The sequence below is a fragment of the Phyllobacterium myrsinacearum genome (assembly GCF_014138285.1).
Taxonomy (GTDB): Bacteria; Pseudomonadota; Alphaproteobacteria; order Rhizobiales; family Rhizobiaceae; genus Phyllobacterium; species Phyllobacterium myrsinacearum_A.
Map to the genome: position 1 here is coordinate 206,073 of NZ_JACGXN010000007.1, position 19,532 is coordinate 225,604.

General features: G+C 56.8%; 19 protein-coding genes. 14 read left to right on the top strand and 5 right to left on the bottom strand.

What is annotated here, in order from left to right; translation table 11 throughout:
- The first annotated feature begins 1 nt into the window (after position 1).
- The 3 genes from FHW16_RS19940 to FHW16_RS19950 all read left to right on the top strand — a co-directional run bounded on the left by FHW16_RS19940 (position 2) and on the right by FHW16_RS19950 (position 3,012).
- On the top strand, positions 2 to 1,012 hold the full coding sequence (locus FHW16_RS19940; protein ID WP_182551032.1) for an ABC transporter ATP-binding protein: 1,011 nt from the start codon (positions 2 to 4) through the stop codon (positions 1,010 to 1,012).
- Positions 1,013 to 1,067: 55 nt separating this feature from the next.
- Positions 1,068 to 1,850 carry a ThuA domain-containing protein gene (locus FHW16_RS19945; RefSeq protein ID WP_182551033.1) on the top strand — a complete coding sequence of 261 codons (783 nt, stop codon included), beginning with the start codon at positions 1,068 to 1,070 and terminating at the stop codon, positions 1,848 to 1,850.
- 112 nt (positions 1,851 to 1,962) lie between these two features.
- The gene (locus tag FHW16_RS19950; protein WP_182551034.1) at positions 1,963 to 3,012 is read left to right on the top strand and encodes a Gfo/Idh/MocA family protein; all 1,050 of its coding nucleotides are present in this window, start codon (positions 1,963 to 1,965) and stop codon (positions 3,010 to 3,012) included.
- 91 nt (positions 3,013 to 3,103) lie between these two features.
- Here the strand turns inward: FHW16_RS19950 and FHW16_RS19955 are convergent, their stop codons facing one another.
- From FHW16_RS19955 to FHW16_RS19975, 5 genes are read right to left on the bottom strand one after another with little or no spacing between them, the layout of a single operon-like run.
- Positions 3,104 to 4,312 carry a molybdopterin molybdotransferase MoeA gene (locus FHW16_RS19955; RefSeq protein WP_182551035.1) on the bottom strand — a complete coding sequence of 403 codons (1,209 nt, stop codon included), beginning with the start codon at positions 4,310 to 4,312 and terminating at the stop codon, positions 3,104 to 3,106.
- A gap of 3 nt (positions 4,313 to 4,315) precedes the next feature.
- Positions 4,316 to 4,816 (bottom strand): cyclic pyranopterin monophosphate synthase MoaC, encoded by a 501-nt coding sequence (gene moaC, locus FHW16_RS19960; RefSeq protein WP_182551036.1) that lies wholly within the window; start codon positions 4,814 to 4,816, stop codon positions 4,316 to 4,318.
- Positions 4,813 to 5,631, bottom strand: coding sequence for an indole-3-glycerol phosphate synthase TrpC (gene trpC / locus FHW16_RS19965; protein ID WP_182551037.1), 819 nt, complete (start codon positions 5,629 to 5,631; stop codon positions 4,813 to 4,815). Before trpC ends, moaC begins: the two co-directional genes overlap by 4 nt.
- 2 nt (positions 5,632 to 5,633) lie before the next feature.
- Positions 5,634 to 6,653, bottom strand: a complete 1,020-nt coding sequence (trpD, locus tag FHW16_RS19970) for an anthranilate phosphoribosyltransferase (protein ID WP_182551038.1) — start codon at positions 6,651 to 6,653, stop codon at positions 5,634 to 5,636.
- 18 nt (positions 6,654 to 6,671) lie between these two features.
- Complete coding sequence (locus FHW16_RS19975; protein ID WP_182551039.1) at positions 6,672 to 8,564, bottom strand: SurA N-terminal domain-containing protein; 1,893 nt, start codon at positions 8,562 to 8,564, stop codon at positions 6,672 to 6,674.
- A 154-nt stretch (positions 8,565 to 8,718) separates the two neighbouring features.
- On the opposite strand from FHW16_RS19975, the gene tpiA reads away from it, so the two are divergent.
- The 11 genes from tpiA to FHW16_RS20030 all read left to right on the top strand — a co-directional run bounded on the left by tpiA (position 8,719) and on the right by FHW16_RS20030 (position 19,485).
- Entirely contained in the window at positions 8,719 to 9,483 is a 765-nt protein-coding gene (gene tpiA, locus FHW16_RS19980) for a triose-phosphate isomerase (RefSeq protein WP_182551040.1), read from the top strand.
- A gap of 112 nt (positions 9,484 to 9,595) precedes the next feature.
- On the top strand, positions 9,596 to 10,063 hold the full coding sequence (gene secG / locus FHW16_RS19985) for a preprotein translocase subunit SecG (protein WP_182551041.1): 468 nt from the start codon (positions 9,596 to 9,598) through the stop codon (positions 10,061 to 10,063).
- A gap of 208 nt (positions 10,064 to 10,271) precedes the next feature.
- Positions 10,272 to 10,949: a L,D-transpeptidase gene (locus FHW16_RS19990; RefSeq protein WP_182551042.1), complete on the top strand. Its 678-nt coding sequence runs from the start codon at positions 10,272 to 10,274 to the stop codon at positions 10,947 to 10,949.
- Positions 10,950 to 11,094: 145 nt separating this feature from the next.
- Positions 11,095 to 12,723, top strand: a complete 1,629-nt coding sequence (locus FHW16_RS19995; RefSeq protein ID WP_182551043.1) for a CTP synthase — start codon at positions 11,095 to 11,097, stop codon at positions 12,721 to 12,723.
- A gap of 54 nt (positions 12,724 to 12,777) precedes the next feature.
- Complete coding sequence (locus tag FHW16_RS20000; RefSeq protein WP_182551044.1) at positions 12,778 to 13,674, top strand: VOC family protein; 897 nt, start codon at positions 12,778 to 12,780, stop codon at positions 13,672 to 13,674.
- Entirely contained in the window at positions 13,671 to 14,504 is an 834-nt protein-coding gene (gene kdsA / locus FHW16_RS20005) for a 3-deoxy-8-phosphooctulonate synthase (RefSeq protein ID WP_182551115.1), read from the top strand. The genes FHW16_RS20000 and kdsA overlap by 4 nt, the downstream gene beginning before the upstream one ends.
- Positions 14,505 to 14,605: 101 nt before the next feature.
- Positions 14,606 to 14,959 carry a PRC-barrel domain-containing protein gene (locus FHW16_RS20010; protein ID WP_182551045.1) on the top strand — a complete coding sequence of 118 codons (354 nt, stop codon included), beginning with the start codon at positions 14,606 to 14,608 and terminating at the stop codon, positions 14,957 to 14,959.
- A 164-nt stretch (positions 14,960 to 15,123) separates the two neighbouring features.
- Positions 15,124 to 16,401 (top strand): phosphopyruvate hydratase, encoded by a 1,278-nt coding sequence (eno, locus tag FHW16_RS20015; RefSeq protein WP_182551046.1) that lies wholly within the window; start codon positions 15,124 to 15,126, stop codon positions 16,399 to 16,401.
- Between the two features lie 183 nt (positions 16,402 to 16,584).
- Positions 16,585 to 16,917, top strand: coding sequence for an FtsB family cell division protein (locus FHW16_RS20020; RefSeq protein WP_182551047.1), 333 nt, complete (start codon positions 16,585 to 16,587; stop codon positions 16,915 to 16,917).
- 128 nt (positions 16,918 to 17,045) lie between these two features.
- Positions 17,046 to 18,077: a pyruvate dehydrogenase (acetyl-transferring) E1 component subunit alpha gene (pdhA, locus tag FHW16_RS20025; protein ID WP_182551048.1), complete on the top strand. Its 1,032-nt coding sequence runs from the start codon at positions 17,046 to 17,048 to the stop codon at positions 18,075 to 18,077.
- Between the two features lie 13 nt (positions 18,078 to 18,090).
- Positions 18,091 to 19,485, top strand: coding sequence for a pyruvate dehydrogenase complex E1 component subunit beta (locus FHW16_RS20030; protein ID WP_182551049.1), 1,395 nt, complete (start codon positions 18,091 to 18,093; stop codon positions 19,483 to 19,485).
- The last annotated feature ends 47 nt before the right edge of the window (positions 19,486 to 19,532 follow it).

Below are 19,532 nucleotides of genomic sequence, written 5' to 3' on the forward strand. Positions count from 1 at the left end.
AATGACAGCTATTCATCTCAATAACATTCGCAAGTCCTTCGGTACGTTCGACGTGATCAAGGGGGTCGATCTTGAAATCAGTCCCAGCGAGTTCATGGTTTTCGTCGGACCTTCCGGTTGCGGGAAGTCGACGTTGCTGCGCCTGATTGCCGGTCTTGAAGATATCACCGCCGGTACGCTTGCCTTTGATGACAAGGTGGTCAACAGCCTGACCCCGTCGCAGCGCGGTATTGCCATGGTGTTTCAGTCCTATGCGCTCTATCCGCATATGACAGTGTTCGACAATATGGCCTTCGGTCTGAAGCTCGCCAAAGGCGGCACCGACGAGATCAGGCGGCGCGTGAATGAGGCGGCGGAAATGCTGCAGATCACCGCCTATCTTGATCGCCTGCCGAAACAGCTTTCCGGCGGTCAGCGCCAGCGCGTGGCCATCGGACGGGCCATTGTACGTGACCCCAAAGTCTTCCTCTTCGATGAACCGCTTTCCAATCTCGATGCGGCTCTGCGCGTGCAAACGCGGCTTGAGATCGCCAAACTGCATGCCAAAATGCACGAGACCACAATGATCTACGTCACTCATGATCAGGTTGAGGCCATGACGCTTGCCGACCGGATCTGCGTGCTGCGCGATGGTATCGTCGAGCAGGTTGGCACGCCGCTCGAGCTGTATGAAAAGCCGCAATCGGTTTTCGTCGCGGGTTTCATCGGGTCACCCAAAATGAACTTTCTCACTGAGAAGCACGCGGATACCTACCGAGCCCACACACTCGGCGTTCGCCCGGAGCATCTGGAGATCCGGCCGAAGGACGGCGCATGGAACGGCAAGCTGATCCTGTCCGAAAACCTCGGCTCCGAAACCTATCTCTATATTGATATTGGCGCGAAGGACCCGCTTGTCGTCAGACAGGACGGAACTGCAAGCCAGCAGCCCGGCGAACTGCTCTACATTTCGCCGATCAACGACAATGTCCACCGCTTTGATCAGTCAGGCAGGCCGGCAGCGTCAAACTGAAGACCGAACACACGCATCCTCCCAACACGCATATGCAATGAATAGGAAGACACAAATGACCATCCGCACGCTCGTCTGGGGCGAAAATGTTCATGAGAAGATGAACAAGACCGTCGCTGAAATCTACCCTGAAGGCATGCACAACCAGATTGCCAAGCTTTTGAAGTCCGACAGCAACATCTCGGTCAAGACAACCACGCTGCAGGAACCCGAACACGGCCTGACGGACAAGGTGCTTGAGGAAACCGATGTTCTCATCTGGTGGGGTCATCGCGCACACGGGGATGTCTCCGATGAGGTGGTCGAACGCGTGGCCAAGCGCGTCTGGGAAGGCATGGGCATCATCGTCCTGCACTCCGGACATTTTTCCAAGATCTTCAAGCGCCTCATGGGTTCGCCCTGTGCGCTGCACTGGCGCGAAGCCGGCGAGCGCGAGCGGCTCTGGGTCGTCAATCCGGGCCATCCCATCGCCAAGGGCCTGCCGCGCTATTTCGAGCTTGAAAACGAAGAGATGTATGGTGAACCATTCTCCGTGCCGGAACCGCTCGAAACAATCTTCGTATCCTGGTTCCAGGGCGGCGAAGTGTTCCGTTCCGGCCTGACCTACCGCAAGGGCGCCGGCAACGTATTCTATTTCCGTCCGGGCCACGAAACCTATCCGACTTATCACGACGAGACTGTCGGGCTGGTGCTGCGCAATGCGGTGAACTGGGCTTACAATCCCAACCGCTATCCGGAGCTCAACACAGCGCCGAACACACCGGTTGACAAGGCGATCGAGCCCATCACCGCGCGCGGTGGCAGCCTACATGAATCTGGTGAGGAAGGTTTCCGCTAGACGTCCGACCTGATCAAGGATGGCCGTTCACGCGGCCGTCCGCAAACAGCTGTCATATCGATGCCGTCACCCGTTGCAGCGTGCGGCACATTCATTTTGAAGGACTGGACCAATGCGTCTCTTGATCTTGGGTACCGGCAGTATGGCCAATTCCCACGCCCGGAATTTCGCTGAAATAGAAGGTGTAACGCTGGCTGGCGCGGTAGATGTCGATCCGGGCCGGGCGGAAGCATTTCGCGCTGAATACGGTATTGAACGGGCCTTCACATCGCTCGAAGATGCGTTGGCATGGGGCGAGTTTGATTCGGTAGCGAACGTCACGCCCGATAGCATCCACCACGACACAACATTGCAATGCATCGCTGCCGGCAAACACGTGTTCTGCGAGAAGCCGCTTGCAGCCAATTACGAAGACGCCGCCGAAATGGCGGACAAGGTTGAAGCTGCCAATCTTGTCGGCATGGTGAACCTGACCTATCGTAATGTCGCGCAGCTTCAGGCCGCACGCAATCTGGTCACGAGTGGCCAGATTGGCAAGGTCAAGCATGTGGAGGCGTCCTATCTGCAGAGCTGGCTTGTCTCGAAAATGTGGGGCGACTGGCAGACGGAAAGCCGCTGGCTCTGGCGCTTGTCAAAAAAACATGGGTCCAACGGCACACTCGGCGACGTCGGCGTACATATTCTGGATTTCGTTGTTTACGGCACCGACACGGAGATCGACGAGGTTTTCTGCCGTCTCAAAGCCTTTGATAAGGCGGAAGGCAATCGCATCGGCGAATATGAACTGGATGCCAATGACAGCTTCACCATGACGGTAAGCTTTACCAATGGCGCGCTTGGCGTCGTGCATTCCAGCCGCTGGGCGACGGGCCATGTCAATGAGTTGCGTTTGCGCGTCTATGGTGACAACGGCGCATTTGAGGTGGTGCATCGCCATGATGGTTCAAAGCTGTCAGTATGCCTTGGTGAAGACGTCGAGACGGCGACGTGGAAAGAGGTTGAAGTAGAACCTGTGGCAACCAACTATCAGCGTTTTGTCGAAGCCGTAAAGCTCGGTACGACGCTCGAGCCTTCTTTCCGTCACGCGGCTAAGTTGCAAAAGGCGATAGATCTTGCCAATGTGACTGAAAGCGACCGGAAGGAACACCGGTTAACCGCTTGATATGAGTTGCAGATTGCCTTGGGTTGCTCTCAGGCAAATACCGCTCTGGAGTTGTGGACTGACCCATGACTCCAGAGGTCCGGTTTCAAACCTATCGCAACATCAGAATGGTGCAGGGCGATCCGGCCGGCAGGGACGGTGCATGCGGCTCACGGATGATCAGGCCGTTGGCATCGGCGAGAAATTTCAGCATGGAGGAATCCTGTAGTTCGAACGGCGTTGCCGTCAGCGTGCCATCAGCGCTTGTGACGATTCGGGCACGAACGTAGTCCTGCCTCTGGTCATTGATATTCATCTCTGCACCAAGCACAGCGGCACGCAGATCCGGCGCATGCGGCAGGCCCATGAATGCACGAATGAGTGGCGTCAGGAAAATATGCGCGCAGATCAGGCTCGATACGGGATTGCCGGGCAAACCGAGGATGCGCATACCCTGAAGATGACCAAACATCAGCGGTTTGCCGGGGCGCAGGGCAATCTTCCAGAAATCCAGTTCCATGCCACGTGCCGCCAGCGCTGGCTGCACCAGATCATGATCGCCGACAGAAGCACCACCGAGCGTCACCAGAATGTCGGCCTTGGCGGCAATAGCACGATCCAATGCCTGGCTCAGTGCTTCCAGACTGTCTTCCGCAATACCAAGATCGATGGCGATACCGCCCGCATTGCGGACGATTTCCGCAAGGCCGAAGCTGTTGGATGCAATGATCTGATCCGGACGATAGGGTTCGCCGGGACTGACGAGTTCATCACCCGTCGCCAGAATGGCCACGCGCGGACGCCGGATGACGGACAGTTGCGGATGGTCGGCGGATGCAGCAAGAGCGAGCGCGGATGAATCGAGCTGGCGGCCAGCATCGAGCAAGACATCGCCCTTGTTGAAATCAAGGCCAGCCTTGCGGATGTTGCGGCGAAGGGCGATCGTCTCGACAATTTCAACTTCCGCGCCATGGGCAACAGTGTTTTCCTGAATGACCACACTGTCCGCACCTTCCGGCACCGGCGCGCCGGTGAAAATGCGCACGGCTTCGCCCGCATTGACCAACCCCTGGAAGGCATGACCGGCTGCAGATTGACCCACAAGCTTCAGGCGGACAGGCACATTGACGACATCGGCTGCACGAAGGGCGTAACCATCCATGGCTGAGGCGGCAAACGGCGGCTGCTGGCGTTTGGCGTGCAGATCGGCAGCCAGCACACGGCTACCGGCTTCGCCAAGCGTTACAGTCTCTGATTCCAGCAGTTGGACATTGGCAAGGATGCGCCGCAGCGCTTCGTCAACCGGAAGAAGGCCTGCCATGGTTCAATTCCCGTCTGATGTTTCTGCGGACCAGTCGCCGGATTTGCCGCCTGATTTCTGCAACAGGCGAATATCCTGAATTATCATGCCCTTGTCGGCAGCTTTTGCCATGTCATAGACGGTCAAGCATGCAAGGGAAACGGCGGTAAGTGCTTCCATTTCGACACCCGTTTTACCTGTCAATTTGACCGTGGCGCGGACCCGCAGGCCCGGCAGCGAGGAATCCGCATCGATATCGACGGTGATCTTGCTCAAAAGCAGGGGGTGGCAGAGCGGAATGAGATCGTGGGTTTTCTTGGCAGCCATGATCCCGGCAATGCGCGCGGTGCCGATGACATCGCCCTTTTTGGCATTGCCCGAAAGGATCAGGTCGAGCGTCTCCGCACGCATGCGTATTGAACCCTCGGCTACAGCAATCCGTTCGGTCTCGGTCTTGTTGCCGACATCCACCATATGCGCGGCGCCGGTGCTGTCGAGATGGGTCAGCTTGGGCGCGGTTGTCATGCGGCGCTTGTCTGCTGGTCCGATGGGCCGTGCAGAAGCGTGTGTGCCGCGGCCGCGACATCGCTCTGGCGCATCAGGCTTTCGCCAACGAGGAATGTTCCAATATTTGATTTGGCAAGACGCTGGCAATCCGCATGGGTGAATACGCCGCTTTCGCTGACGAGCAGCTTGTCCACGGGCACCATCTTGGCCAACCGTTCGGAAACGGCGAGGTCCACGTTGAATGTCCGCAGGTCGCGGTTGTTGATGCCGAGAAGAGGTGAGGCGAGCTTCAGGGCCCGCTCCATTTCAGCTTCGTCGTGTACCTCGACCAGGACATCCATATCAAGTGCCATGGCTGTGTCTTCAAGCCCCTTGGCCAAGGCATCGTCGACGCCGGCCATGATGATCAGGATGCAATCGGCGCCCCAGCTGCGGGCTTCAAACACCTGATAGGTATCGAAGAGAAAATCCTTGCGCAGCGCAGGCAGGCTGACGGCAGCGCGGGCTGCTGTCAGAAACTCCGGTGCACCCTGAAACGACGGTGCATCGGTCAGCACGGAAAGACAGGCCGCGCCGCCCTGTTCATAGGCTTTCGCCAACGCGGGTGGATCGAAATCAGGGCGAATCAAACCTTTTGACGGACTGGCCTTCTTGATCTCCGCGATCAGGCCGAATTCATTCGCAGTGCGTTTCCGGCGCAAAGCGTCAAGGAAGCCGCGCGGCGCATCCTGATCCCTGATCCGGGCCTTGAGTTCGTCAACGGTCAGACGCGCCTTGGCCGCGGCAATCTCTTCACGCTTGTAGGCTTCGATCTTGCGAAGAATATCAACCATGCTCAGATCGCCTCGCTGTTGGATATATGGATGAGCTTCTTTAGCACATTCCGGGCTGCGCCGCTGTCGATTGAATGGGCGGCCATGCCGATGCCTGTTTTCAGGTCGTCCGCAACGCCTGCCACCACCAATCCGGCGCCCGCGTTGAACAGGGTGATATCGCGATAGGCACCATGCGCGCCGTCGAGAACCGACAGCAGCGAGACCGCATTCTCGTCGGCCGTTCCACCTTTGAGATCCTGCGGATCAACGAGCCGCAGTCCAAATGCTTCCGGTTGGATCTCGAAGGTTCGGATAGCGCCGTTCTCGAGCGCCGCAACTTTGGTGACGCCCGCCGTGGTGATTTCGTCGAGCCCGTCGCCGTGCACGACCCATACGGATTCAGAACCAAGGTTTTTGAGTACCTGCGCGATGGGTTCAACCCATTCCGGCGCGTAGACGCCGACCAGCTGGCGGGTAACGCCGGCCGGATTGGTCAAAGGGCCGAGAAGGTTGAAAATCGTCCGCGTGCCCAACTCAACGCGGGCGGGCCCCACATGTTTCATCGCCGGATGATGGGACGGCGCGAACATGAAGCCAATGCCGGCCTCCCTGATACAGGTGGAGATCAGGTCCGGGCCAATCTCGATGTTGATGCCGAGTGCCGCAAGCGTGTCGGCCGCACCCGAGCGCGACGACAGGGCGCGATTGCCGTGTTTGGCAACCGGCACACCGGCTCCGGCGGCGACAAAGGCCGCGCATGTTGAAACGTTATATGAACCCGACTGGTCGCCGCCGGTGCCAACAATATCAATCGCGCCGGGCACGGCTTTGACGGTCAGCATCTTCGAGCGCATCGCAGAGACAGCGCCGGCAATTTCGTCGACCTGTTCGCCGCGCACGCGCAGCGCCATCAGCAGAGCACCGATTTGTGCCGGGGTTGCCTGTCCCGACATCATGATGTCGAAAGCCTCGACGGCTTCCTCGCGGGAAAGTACCTTTCCCGCGGCCGCAATGCCGATGAAACGTTTCAGTTCAGCCATTCCTAGGTCTCACAGCAATCACTGGCGGGCAAGCGCCTGATCAATAACGGTTTTGTTGATAGATACGGGGTAGACCGTCTGCAACTGCATGACCAATTGGTCCAGCAGATCATCTGACAGACGCGAGGTGAACGAATCTTTCTCGGCCTTGCTGAGTGAGTCCGGTCCCACATTCAACGGCTCGATCGATTCCGTGACCTTGAAGATCAGCTTTGATTGATCGGCCGCCGATTCGGTGACGCCAACCAGGCCGTTCGGGCCGTCAAACACCGACGCCACGCCGCCTTCACCCAGGTCGGTATCCTTCGACTGTCGGGTGATGCCGCGTTTGGTTTCCTTGGTGAACTTGAATTCCGCGGCAATATCGTCGAGCGACGTTCCTGAGGCAACACGTTTGCGAACTTCCTCGGCTTTTTCGTTGAGGCGCTTTTCAAGTTCGGCAGTCCGCCAGTTTTCCGTCACGCGAGCCTTAACTTCGTCAAGAGTGCGATCACGTGCAGGCGTGATGCCCGCTACGTCATACCAGAGGAAGCTGTTCGACCCGACGTTCAGCGGTTCGTTGTCAAAACCCTGATCGGCAAGGAAAGCAGCGGCCAGAAGGTTCTCACCGAATGGAATGTTGGGAATTTCCTTCTCGTCCGGCCCGCGTCCGGACTGATCGACAGCATCAATAGTGACCATCTTGAGGTTCTGCTTGGCAGCAGCATCCGCCATGCTCGTGCCATCGGCGCGGGCATTTTCATAGGCATCATGCACTGACATGACCGATGAAGCGGCAAGGGTGAGGGCAATCGTCTCGCGAATGTCCTTCTCGACTTCAGCGAGCGGCTTGACCACCTCAGGCGCAGCGGCAGTTACCCGGACAATCACCGGACCGAAGGCGCCGGTAATTACGTCACTCACATTTCCGGCCTGCAGTTTGAAAATCGCATCGGAAATTGTCTGGTCGGGCAGGGCATTGCGCTGGAAAGTGCCAAGGCGCACGTCGTTCATGCTCTTGCCTTCGGCCTTGACCTCATCCTCGAACGGGGTGCCTGCGGCAAGCCTGTCATGGGCCGCCTTGGCCGCATCGGCGTTGGCAAAGGTCAACTGTTCGATGGTGCGGGTTTCAGGTGAGGTGTAACGGGCTATGTTCTTGTCGTATTCGGCCTTGATCTCTTCCGGCGATACGGAAGCCTCGTCGGCAATATCCTTGGGTTCGAGCTTTACATAGGTGATCTTACGGTACTGCGGCGCACCATAGGCTTCCTTGTTCGCGTCGAAATAGGTTTTCAGATCCGCATCGCTGGGCGCCGGGATATCCGTGATGAATGATTTCGGCATCGACACGTAATCGATCGTGCGCGATTCACCCTTGTAGGTCGCAACCGCTTTCAGCAATGTGTTCGGCACGGTGATACCGTCAGCCACGGCTTCAACAATCTGCTGGCGGCGCGCAATCTTGCTGCGGCTGTCGAGGTAACCCTGGGGCGTCATGCCTGCATTGCGCAGCACGAGGTCAAACTGTCCGGGGTTGAAACGGCCGTCCGGCCCCTGAAAAGCCGGGTCTTCGGCAGCAAGCTGGGCAAGGCGGTCCTTGGACAGACCAAGCGACATCTTGCGTGCCTCTTCGTCGAGCACGACGCCGGCTACAAGTTGCGACTGAACTTGATTGCTCACACCGATGGCATCCGCCTGTTCCCGCGTGAAGCGCTGTCCAAAACGCTGCTGCAACGATGCCAGCTGGCGATCATAGGCGAGGCGATACTCGACCGGTGATACTTTCGAGCTGCCGGCACTGATAGCCGAACCGTTGCCGACGGCACTGAGAATTGTATTGGACACGCCCCAGCCAACAAAACTGACGCCAAGAAGAGCAAGAAGCAGCTTGGCTACCCAGGTCTGGGCCACGTCGCGCAAGGAATCGAGCATAGAAAGTCACCGTAACAGTATGAGGCTCAAATTGAATTGCTTAGGGGAATAGCGTCATGAAGGGCTTGTGTCGATTGCTTTATCAAGTGAATTTGCTAGTCAGACAATCAAAAGACCGAGAAATCATCAAATCTATCGTGTTGAGGAACGCCGAATGACCCCTGATGTCCGTCCACTCGTCGCTGGTAACTGGAAAATGAACGGGACGGGAGAGTCTCTGGATGAACTGCGGATCATCGTCAACCGGCCGAATTCGGCGATTGGCGAGACGATCGACGCGCTGATCTGCGTACCAGCGACACTTGTCTTCCGCGCTGCCCAGTCCGTGGAAGGCGAGGCGCTCCACATTGGCGGCGAGGATTGCCATGCGAAAAAGTCCGGCGCGCACACGGGCGACGTCTCTGCTGACATGCTCAGGGATGCCGGTGCATCGCACGTTATTGTCGGGCATTCGGAACGCCGCACGGATCACGGCGAGACGGATGCGATCGTGCATGACAAGGCAATCGCCGCGTGGAACGCAGGACTGGTCGCCATCATCTGCATTGGCGAGACCGAAGCGCAACGCAAGGCCGGTGCCACACTTGATATCATTGCGACACAGCTCGCCGGTTCTATTCCCGATAGCGCAACGGCAGCCAACTGCGTTGTTGCCTATGAGCCGGTGTGGGCGATCGGCACCGGCCTGACGCCCACTGCCGGCGACGTTCGGGAGGTGCACGCATCGATCCGCGCCGCTCTGGTCAAGCGTTTTGGTGCGGAGGGCGCGAAACTGCGCATTCTCTATGGTGGCTCCGTAAAGCCGTCCAATGCCGTTGAGCTTCTCGGTATCGAGAACGTCGATGGCGCACTTGTTGGCGGCGCGAGCTTGAAAGCGACGGACTTCCTGGCCATCTGTGAAGCATATCATTCGCTCTGAACCACACCAGAAGCCCCGAACTGCCGAGAAAACTGTCAACTGACGGGCTTGGTTTATTGCAAGATACGGTGTAAAGAGCCGCGTCCGACACCTAGAAAGCAGAAAATACCCCATGCAAACCGTCGTTATCGTCATTCATCTTCTGATTGTACTTGCCCTCGTTGGAGTTGTGCTCATGCAGCGCTCCGAAGGTGGTGGTCTTGGAATTGGCGGCGGCTCCGGTTTCATGAGCGCGCGCGGTGCAGCCAATGTGCTCACACGCGCCACGGCAATTCTTGCAACAGGTTTCTTTATCACGTCTTTGGCATTGGGCATCATGTCGCGTTATGCGGAAAGCCCGACGGATATTCTGAACCGTATCCCGGCGACAACGGGCGGACAGCCTGCGACAGGCGGACAGCCAGCGGGTAGCGGTGGTATTCTCAATCAGCTCCCGGGTGCGCCAGCTACGACGCCGCCTGCATCGGATGCAAATGCTCCGGCTTCGGGTGCGCCTGCGCCCGCCGAATCAACTGCGCCAGCGCCATCTGCTCCGGTCACGCCGGCTCAGCCTGCCAATCCTGTTCCGAATTCGCAGTAACAGGCTGAAGAAGTGATTCTATGCAGACGCGCAGCAAATGTGTTGCGCTTCCGCAACCCTTGCAGGTGAAGAATCAGTCTGCCCTGTTCTTCACGGTGATTTGCATTGAGAAGAAAGCAGTCTTCGGATATCGCCATAATCAGGTTTGGCCTAGGGGGCCTGGCAAGCGCCGCTGATGGCGCATGCATACTATCCGGGAACTAACATTATGATTTCACGTCGCTCTCTGCTTATCGGAATCTCCGTTCTGGCGCTGGCCGGACCGGCATCCGCTCAGACCATTGCCAACACGGCTGCCACGCCTGCTGATGGTGCCAACATTGATCCGGCAGCAACCGCTTCCACGGCAAAGCCTGCCAAGGTTTCCCAGGTACGCAAGCCAGCCCGTGCGGCAGCAGCGACCAAGCGCAATTATTCGCTTGATCCGAAGTATTTGCCGCAGGACGTATCCTTTACAGGTTACAAGCCAGGCACGATCGTTATCGATCCCAAGGAAAAGTTCCTTTATCTCGTTGAGACATCCACCACAGCACGCCGCTATGGCATTGCTGTTGGCAAGGAAGGCCTCGAGTTCAAGGGTACTGCTGAAATCCGCACCAAACGCGAATGGCCGCGCTGGATTCCCACCAAGGAAATGATCCAGCGGGAACCTAATCACTATGCCAAGTACGAGAATGGCATGGATGGCGGTCCTGGCAATCCTCTGGGTGCTCGCGCGCTGTACCTTTCGCAGGGTAACAAGGATACTTATATCCGTATTCACGGTACCGTGCAGCCATGGACAATCGGCAGCTCCGCTTCGAACGGTTGCTTCCGTATGGTCAATGATCACGTGATCGATCTTTACAACCGCGTCAGTGTTGGCACGGAAGTGGTTGTACTGTAAGAACTATTCATCGCTGAATTGAAACGGCCAGACATCGCGTCTGGCCGTTTTGTTTGTTTGAAAAAAATATTGGGACGGGAAAAACGGCTTTCATGCCGATTTTTTTGTGGCCAAATCACTCACAAAGGACTAACGAGATAAGCCCATGGCCCGATATGTTTTCATCACTGGCGGCGTGGTTTCTTCCCTCGGAAAAGGCATCGCCGCAGCTGCTTTGGCAGCCCTCCTTCAGGCTCGTGGATACCGTGTACGGATTCGCAAGCTTGATCCTTATCTCAACGTCGACCCCGGCACGATGTCGCCGTATCAGCATGGCGAGGTCTTTGTGACCGACGATGGCGCTGAAACTGACCTCGATCTTGGTCATTATGAGCGCTTTACGGGGCGTCCTGCCAACAAGCAGGACAATATCACCACCGGACGCATTTACCGGAACATCATCGAGAAGGAACGCAGGGGGGATTACCTCGGCGCGACTGTTCAGGTGATTCCGCACGTCACCGATGAGATCAAGAACTTCATCGTTGACGGCAATCAGGACTATGATTTTGTCCTGTGCGAAATCGGCGGCACCGTCGGTGATATCGAAGCGATGCCGTTCCTCGAGGCGATCCGTCAGCTCGGCAATGATCTGCCGCGCGGCAGTGCCGTTTATATTCACCTGACCCTGATGCCCTATATTCCGGCTGCGGGCGAACTGAAGACCAAGCCGACCCAGCATTCCGTCAAGGAATTGCGCTCGATCGGTATCGCACCTGACATTCTGCTGATTCGCGCCGATCGCGAGATTCCGGAATCCGAACGCCGCAAGCTTTCGCTGTTCTGCAATGTCCGCTCCTCCGCGGTCATTCAGGCGTTGGATGTCGATACAATTTATGATGTTCCGATGGCCTACCACAGGGAAGGCCTGGATTCGGAAGTTCTGGCAGCGTTCGGTATCGATCCGGCACCGAAGCCCCGCATGGAGCGTTGGGATGAGGTCAGCAACCGCATCCACAATCCCGAAGGCGAGGTCACGATTGCCGTTGTCGGTAAATACACCGGCCTGAAAGACGCCTACAAGTCGTTGATCGAAGCCCTTCATCATGGTGGTATGGCCAACAAGGTCAAAGTCAATCTCGACTGGATCGAATCGGAAATATTCGAGCAGGAAGATCCGACCCCTTACTTGCAGAAGGTGCATGGCATTCTGGTGCCGGGCGGCTTCGGCGAGCGCGGTTCGGAAGGCAAGATTCTGGCGGCAAAATTCGCCCGCGAGAAGAAAGTGCCGTATTTCGGTATCTGCTTCGGCATGCAGATGGCGGTCATCGAGGCAGCCCGTTCGCTGGCTGGCGTCGAAAAGGCGTCGTCAAGCGAGTTCGGCCCGACGAGCGAACCGGTTGTCGGTCTGATGACAGAATGGCTGAAGGGCAACATGCTGGAGAAGCGCACCAAGGCCGGTGATCTCGGCGGCACAATGCGTCTGGGCGCCTATGAAGCCATGCTGAAATCCGGAACGCGGATTGCCGACATCTATGGCACAACGGATATATTCGAGCGGCATCGTCATCGCTATGAAGTGAACATCGACTACAAGGACCGTCTGGAAGAATGCGGTCTGGTGTTCTCCGGCATGTCGCCGGACGGTGTTCTGCCTGAGACCATCGAGTATCCCGATCATCCATGGTTTATCGGCGTTCAGTACCATCCGGAACTGAAATCACGGCCATTCGAACCGCATCCATTGTTCGCCTCGTTCATTCAGGCGGCAATGGATCAGAGCCGGTTGGTTTGAAACAAGAGGGGTGTGGCTTGAATTGCAGTTCGCATTGAGGCACACCCTTACCCCATGACCACGATTTCACCCCGCACACCCCGGCCTGTCGATCATCTGGTTCTGCCTGTCTTGGACCTCGACACGGCGCGCCTGCGTCTTGACGCACTCGGCTTTACTGTTGCACCTGTCGGCATCCACCCGTTCGGCACCGAAAACGCCTGCGTGTTCTTCAGCGATGACACGTTTCTGGAACCATTGGCCATTGCCCAGCGCGAGACCTGTGAATCCGAGGCGCGCAACGGCAATGTCTTCGTTGCCCGTGATCAGGCCTATCGTTTCCGTCAGGGGCAGGAGGGTTTTTCTGCCTTGGTCATGGGAACGCAGGATGCAAGGGCAGATCACGATGCGTTTGTGCAATCGGGAATTTCTGCGGGCCGGATGCTGGAATTTTCGCGTGGCTTCAAAACGCCCGATGGTGCAGAAGGAGTGGCGGGTTTTCGTCTTGCCTTCGCCGCCGATCTGCGGGCACCTGATGCATTTTTCTTTACCTGCGAGCGCGTGAATGCGCCGAAAGTAGATCGTACGGCGCTTCAAACCCACCGGAATGGTGCGATTGGCCTGCGCGAGATCGTGCTTTCGGAAGTCAATCCGACGGATTTTCAGTATCCCTTGCAGGAACTCGTCAACCAACGCGACGTCAATGCCCATTCATTTGGCATGGATATCCGTGCCTCCAATGCCAATATCACCGTCCTGACGCCCGCAGGTCTTCGATCATTCTTCGGTCTGAATACATCAGAAAATGAGCGCGGTTTGCGCTTGCAGGCGTTCGTCGTCGGTGTCCGCGATCTGGCTGCGGTTGAAACTCTGCTCGCCAACAACAATATCTCCACTGAAAAGCGCGGCTCCCGCCTCATTGTGCATAAGGCACCGGGACAGGGCGCTGCCATTGTATTTGAGGCTTCCTGATGTCCCTGAATTCTACAGTATCCGCCGGCTCGGTTGCCTTTTCCAACACTGCTCAGTTTTCGCTGATCGCGGGACCTTGCCAGATGGAGAGCCGCCAGCACGCGTTTGATATGGCCGGCGCGTTGAAGGAACTCACAGGCAAGCTCGGCATCGGACTGGTCTATAAATCAAGTTTTGACAAGGCGAACCGCACGTCTCTGACGGGCAAGCGCGGCTTTGGTCTGGAGAATTCGCTTCCGGTTTTTGCCGATATCAAAAAGGAGTTTGGCCTCCCAACTTTGACTGACGTCCATACGGAAGAGCAATGCGCAATTCTGGGCGAAGTCGTCGATGTGCTGCAGATCCCCGCATTTCTCTGCCGTCAGACAGATTTGCTGATTGCTGCGGCCAACACAGGCAAGGTGGTCAACATCAAGAAGGGGCAGTTCCTGGCACCCTGGGACATGAAGAATGTCATTGCCAAGGTAACGGAAAGCGGCAATCCGAATGTGATGGTCACCGAGCGTGGTGCGTCGTTCGGCTACAACACACTGGTGTCTGACATGCGCTCGCTGCCGATCATGGCAGGATTCGGTGCACCGGTCATTTTCGATGCCACCCATTCGGTGCAGCAGCCGGGCGGACAGGGCGGCTCGACCGGCGGGCAGCGCGAGTTCGTGGAAACTCTGTCACGTGCAGCCGTTGCCGTCGGTGTCGCCGGTCTGTTCATCGAAACACATCAGGACCCGGACAATGCACCATCCGACGGCCCGAACATGGTGCCGCTCGACCAGATGCCGAGGCTTCTGGAGAAGCTGCTGGAATTCGACCGGATCGCCAAGTCGGCCTGATGGTGGCCAAAAAGGTTCCATAGAAAAACTCGAAATTTTTATGCAACTTTGATGGGATTTGCCCATTTCCCTTTCAGTGACAACAGAAAAGGAGTGAGCAAATGCCAACCAATTCAGGTCATACAACAGCAATCCGCGCTTCCCGTGTTATCGGCACCAATGTCTATAATACAGGCGGTGAGAAGATCGGCGAGATCGAAGATGTCATGCTCGACAAGGCGGCTGACGGCATCATGTTTGCCGTCGTCGGTTTTGGCGGGTTCCTCGGTATCGGTGAAAAATACCATGCCGTTCCTTGGTCGATGCTGGATTACGACACCAACAATGACGGCTATGTCGTTCCGTTCACGCGTTCGCAGCTGGAACAGGCTCCGGCACATACGATCAAGGAACTGTCCGAGAATGACGGGCGCAAGGCGCGCGATCTTTCGTTCTCCTATTTCAAGGCGGCCTGACCGTTCTTGAAGGTGGAAAGAACGCCTCATACGAAAAATGGCCGTCTCTGACGGCCTTTTTTCTGTTTTGATCAAGAATTCGTCCTTATGGGGATTTTCCTTGTCATCTTCATTCGCTATTCCAGTGGCGAATGCTGCCCAATGCAAATTGAAGGAAAAGCCTTATGACTGCTATTGTCGATATTATTGGCCGTGAAATTCTGGATAGTCGCGGGAACCCGACTGTTGAGGTCGATGTCATTCTCGAAGACGGCTCCATGGGCCGCGCTGCGGTACCCTCCGGCGCATCGACAGGTGCACACGAAGCCGTGGAACTGCGCGATGGCGGAACACGCTATCTTGGCAAGGGCGTTCTGAAGGCTGTCGATGCCGTCAATGGTGAATTGTTCGATGCGATCGGTGGCCTGGACGCGGAAAACCAGATTCACATCGACAAGACCATGATCGATCTGGACGGCACACCCAACAAGAGCCGCCTCGGCGCCAATGCCATTCTCGGTGTATCGCTCGCCGTTGCCAAGGCTGCTGCTGAATCTTCCGGCCTGCCGCTCTATCGCTATCTCGGCGGACCGAACGCCCATGTCCTGCCAGTGCCGATGATGAACATCATCAATGGCGGCGCGCATGCGGACAATCCGATCGATTTTCAGGAATTCATGATTCTGCCCGTTGGCGCTTCGTCGCTCGCGGAAGCCGTGCGTTATGGCGCAGAAGTGTTTCACACGCTGAAGAAGAGCCTGAAGGACGCCGGTCACAACACCAATGTTGGAGACGAGGGCGGTTTCGCGCCGAACCTGAAGTCGGCACCGGCTGCGCTGGATTTCATCATGGAGTCCATCGAGAAGGCTGGTTTCAAGCCCGGCGAAGAAATCGCAATCGGTCTTGATTGCGCTGCGACCGAATTCTTCAAAGACGGCAATTATGTCTACGAAGGTGAAAAGAAGAGCCGTGATCCGAAGACCCAGGCGAAGTATCTTGCCAAGCTGGCGGCTGACTATCCGATCATCAGCATCGAAGACGGCATGTCGGAAGATGACTGGGAAGGCTGGAAATACCTGACTGACCTCATCGGCGACAAGTGCCAGCTCGTCGGCGATGATCTGTTCGTCACCAATTCTGCCCGTCTGCGCGACGGCATCAAGATGGGTGTGGCCAATTCCATTCTCGTCAAGGTCAACCAGATCGGCACGCTGTCGGAAACTTTTGATGCGGTCGATACGGCACATCGCGCCGGCTATACCGCCGTCATGTCGCACCGCTCGGGCGAAACGGAAGACTCGACAATTGCCGATCTCGCCGTCGCCACCAATTGCGGGCAGATCAAGACCGGCTCGCTTTCCCGCTCCGACCGGATCGCCAAGTACAACCAGTTGATCCGTATCGAGCAGGAACTCGGACCGCAGGCCCGCTATGCCGGTCGTGGAATTTTCCGCAGCCTCTGATTCAGTCAGAGTGCTATGAGATAGGAATGGCGGGCCCTGTGCCCGCCATTTTAGTTTTCAGTAGGGGTGGCGCATCCCGCGAAATGGCGAATTTAATCGGCTGTTAAGCAAAACATTGTTTTATGGCCAGGTGACTAATCAGGCCATCGTGACCTGATTCCGCATCCCTTCGGGTCATTTGCCATGTGGACAAAACAAAGACGGAAAACCAATCGCGGACGGCTTGTCGTGCCTATCCTTGCCGCCATGTTTTTCGCCTATTTCGGTTTCCACGCCTATCATGGCGAGTACGGTCTCTATTCCACCATCAAGCTGCAGGAACAGACCCAACTGCTGCGGGCGCAGTACGATGCCGTCAAGACATCGCGCGTAGAGCTTGAACGTGAGGTCCAACTTATGCATGATGGGACAATCGAGCGGGACATGCTGGATGAACAGGCCCGCAAAGCGCTGAATGTTTCACGGCCGGATGAAGTCACAATCATGCGTGGCTCCGGCGATTTAACTATTAACTGAATTCCAGTTAATAGACGTTTTGTTGTGCATTTTGAACGTCTTATTTGCATAGCTCTTATTCAATTCTGCATATTGTAAGTTCTGCTTTCGCTGCTATTCTCGCCCAACTAAATAACAGGGAGTGAGATATGGCTACGAGGGCGAAAAAAAGCCCTGCGCGTTCCGCGCAGACCTCTGCTGTCAAAGCACCAAAACCAATCCAGTTCACCAAAGAGCAAGAGCTCGAAGCCTACCGCGAGATGCTGCTGATCCGGCGTTTCGAAGAAAAAGCCGGTCAGCTTTATGGTATGGGTTTCATCGGCGGTTTCTGCCACCTCTATATCGGTCAGGAAGCTGTTGTTACCGGAATGCAGGCCGCGCTGATTGAAGGCGACCAGGTCATCACCGGTTATCGTGATCACGGCCATATGCTGGCCTGCGGCATGAGTGCCCGGGGTGTCATGGCTGAACTGACCGGACGCCGCGGTGGCCTTTCCAAAGGCAAGGGCGGCTCCATGCACATGTTCTCGAAAGAGAAGAATTTCTACGGCGGTCACGGCATCGTCGGTGCACAGGTCTCTCTTGGAACGGGCCTCGCCTTTGCCAATCGCTACCGCGAAAACGGCAATGTATCCCTGGCCTATTTCGGTGACGGTGCGGCCAACCAGGGTCAGGTCTACGAAAGCTTCAACATGGCGGCGCTCTGGAAGCTGCCTGTCATCTACATTATTGAAAACAACCGTTATGCCATGGGCACCTCGGTTTCCCGCGCTTCGGCCGAAACAGATTTCTCCCGTCGCGGCATTTCCTTCAATATTCCCGGTATTCAGGTTGACGGCATGGATGTACGCGCTGTTCAGGCTGCCGGTGAGGAAGCCACGGCCTGGGCGCGCTCCGGCAAGGGCCCGATGATCCTGGAGATGCAGACATACCGGTATCGCGGTCACTCCATGTCGGATCCGGCCAAATACCGTTCCAAGGACGAAGTGCAGAAGATGCGCTCCGAACACGATCCTATCGAGCAGGTGAAGAGCCGGTTGATCGACAAGGGCTGGTCCACAGAGGACGACCTGAAGAAGATCGACAAGGACGTTCGCGACATCGTTGCCGACGCAGCGGATTTCGCCCAGTCCGATCCGGAGCCGGATGCATCCGAGCTCTATACCGATATTCTGCTCTAAGGGAGGCGCAACCATGCCTGTAGATATTCTGATGCCAGCGCTCTCGCCGACCATGGAAGAGGGCAAACTGTCGAAATGGCTGAAAAAGGAAGGTGACAAGGTCACCTCCGGCGACGTTCTCGCAGAAATCGAAACCGACAAGGCGACGATGGAAGTGGAAGCAGTCGATGAAGGTACTCTCGGCAAGATTCTTGTGGCCGAAGGCACCGACAATGTGAAGGTCAATACTGTCATCGCCGTTCTTCTGGGCGAAGGCGAAAGCGCCGATACTGCCAGCGCGCCGAAGGCTGCAGTCGCTGAAGCGCCTGCCAAGGCGGAGGAAGCCCCGAAGCAGGAAGCGGAAGCCGAAAAGCCTGCTGCGACCGTACCGGCTGCGCCGAAGTCCGAAGTTGCCGCTGATCCGGATATTCCGGCAGGCACTGAAATGGTTTCGACCACTGTACGCGAAGCACTGCGCGACGCCATGGCGGAAGAGATGCGCCGTGACCCCAACGTCTTCGTCATGGGTGAAGAAGTCGCCGAATATCAGGGCGCCTACAAGATCACCCAGGGCCTGCTCGACGAATTCGGTCCCAAGCGTGTTGTCGATACACCGATCACCGAACACGGCTTCGCCGGCGTTGGAGTTGGTGCTGCCATGACCGGCCTGCGTCCGATCGTTGAATTCATGACCTTCAATTTCGCCATGCAGGCGATTGACCAGATCATCAATTCGGCAGCCAAGACACTTTATATGTCCGGCGGACAGATGGGCGCACCGATGGTGTTCCGTGGTCCTTCCGGTGCCGCTGCTCGCGTTGCTGCCCAGCACTCCCAGTGCTATGCCGCTTGGTACAGCCATATTCCGGGCCTTAAGGTCGTCATGCCCTACACGGCTGCCGATGCGAAGGGCTTGCTGAAGGCTGCGATCCGCGATCCGAACCCGGTGATCTTCCTCGAAAACGAGATCCTCTACGGTCATTCCTTCGATGTGCCGAAGCTGGATGATTTCGTCCTGCCGATCGGCAAGGCCCGTATCCACAAGAAGGGCAAGGACGTTACGCTCGTCTCCTTCGGTATCGGCATGAACTACACGGTCAAGGCCGAGGTAGAGCTGGCCAAGCTCGGTATCGACGCTGAGATTATCGATCTGCGCACGATCCGCCCGATGGATATTCCGACTGTGGTGGAATCGGTCAAGAAAACCGGCCGCTGCGTCACCATCGAGGAAGGCTATCCGCAGTCTTCGGTCGGCACGGAAATCGCCACCCGCGTCATGCAGCAGGCATTCGATTATCTGGATGCGCCGATCCTGACGATTGCCGGCAAGGACGTTCCGATGCCCTATGCCGCCAATCTGGAAAAGCTGGCATTGCCGAATGTTGCTGAAATCGTCGAGGCCGTCAAAGCTGTGACATACACAGCGTAAAGGGGAGGAAATCGATATGCCGATCAATATCACCATGCCGGCTCTTT

Excerpts from the sequence above, each read along its gene's own strand:
- FHW16_RS19940 (WP_182551032.1), top strand. The coding sequence starts at position 2 with ATGACAGCTATTCATCTCAATAACATTCGCAAGTCCTTCGGTACGTTC.
- FHW16_RS19945 (WP_182551033.1), top strand. The coding sequence starts at position 1,068 with ATGACCATCCGCACGCTCGTCTGGGGCGAAAATGTTCATGAGAAGATG.
- FHW16_RS19950 (WP_182551034.1), top strand. The coding sequence starts at position 1,963 with ATGCGTCTCTTGATCTTGGGTACCGGCAGTATGGCCAATTCCCACGCC.
- FHW16_RS19955 (WP_182551035.1), bottom strand. The coding sequence starts at position 4,312 with ATGGCAGGCCTTCTTCCGGTTGACGAAGCGCTGCGGCGCATCCTTGCC.
- moaC (WP_182551036.1), bottom strand. The coding sequence starts at position 4,816 with ATGACAACCGCGCCCAAGCTGACCCATCTCGACAGCACCGGCGCCGCG.
- trpC (WP_182551037.1), bottom strand. The coding sequence starts at position 5,631 with ATGGTTGATATTCTTCGCAAGATCGAAGCCTACAAGCGTGAAGAGATT.
- trpD (WP_182551038.1), bottom strand. The coding sequence starts at position 6,653 with ATGGCTGAACTGAAACGTTTCATCGGCATTGCGGCCGCGGGAAAGGTA.
- FHW16_RS19975 (WP_182551039.1), bottom strand. The coding sequence starts at position 8,564 with ATGCTCGATTCCTTGCGCGACGTGGCCCAGACCTGGGTAGCCAAGCTG.
- tpiA (WP_182551040.1), top strand. The coding sequence starts at position 8,719 with ATGACCCCTGATGTCCGTCCACTCGTCGCTGGTAACTGGAAAATGAAC.
- secG (WP_182551041.1), top strand. The coding sequence starts at position 9,596 with ATGCAAACCGTCGTTATCGTCATTCATCTTCTGATTGTACTTGCCCTC.
- FHW16_RS19990 (WP_182551042.1), top strand. The coding sequence starts at position 10,272 with ATGATTTCACGTCGCTCTCTGCTTATCGGAATCTCCGTTCTGGCGCTG.
- FHW16_RS19995 (WP_182551043.1), top strand. The coding sequence starts at position 11,095 with ATGGCCCGATATGTTTTCATCACTGGCGGCGTGGTTTCTTCCCTCGGA.
- FHW16_RS20000 (WP_182551044.1), top strand. The coding sequence starts at position 12,778 with ATGACCACGATTTCACCCCGCACACCCCGGCCTGTCGATCATCTGGTT.
- FHW16_RS20010 (WP_182551045.1), top strand. The coding sequence starts at position 14,606 with ATGCCAACCAATTCAGGTCATACAACAGCAATCCGCGCTTCCCGTGTT.
- eno (WP_182551046.1), top strand. The coding sequence starts at position 15,124 with ATGACTGCTATTGTCGATATTATTGGCCGTGAAATTCTGGATAGTCGC.
- FHW16_RS20020 (WP_182551047.1), top strand. The coding sequence starts at position 16,585 with ATGTGGACAAAACAAAGACGGAAAACCAATCGCGGACGGCTTGTCGTG.
- pdhA (WP_182551048.1), top strand. The coding sequence starts at position 17,046 with ATGGCTACGAGGGCGAAAAAAAGCCCTGCGCGTTCCGCGCAGACCTCT.
- FHW16_RS20030 (WP_182551049.1), top strand. The coding sequence starts at position 18,091 with ATGCCTGTAGATATTCTGATGCCAGCGCTCTCGCCGACCATGGAAGAG.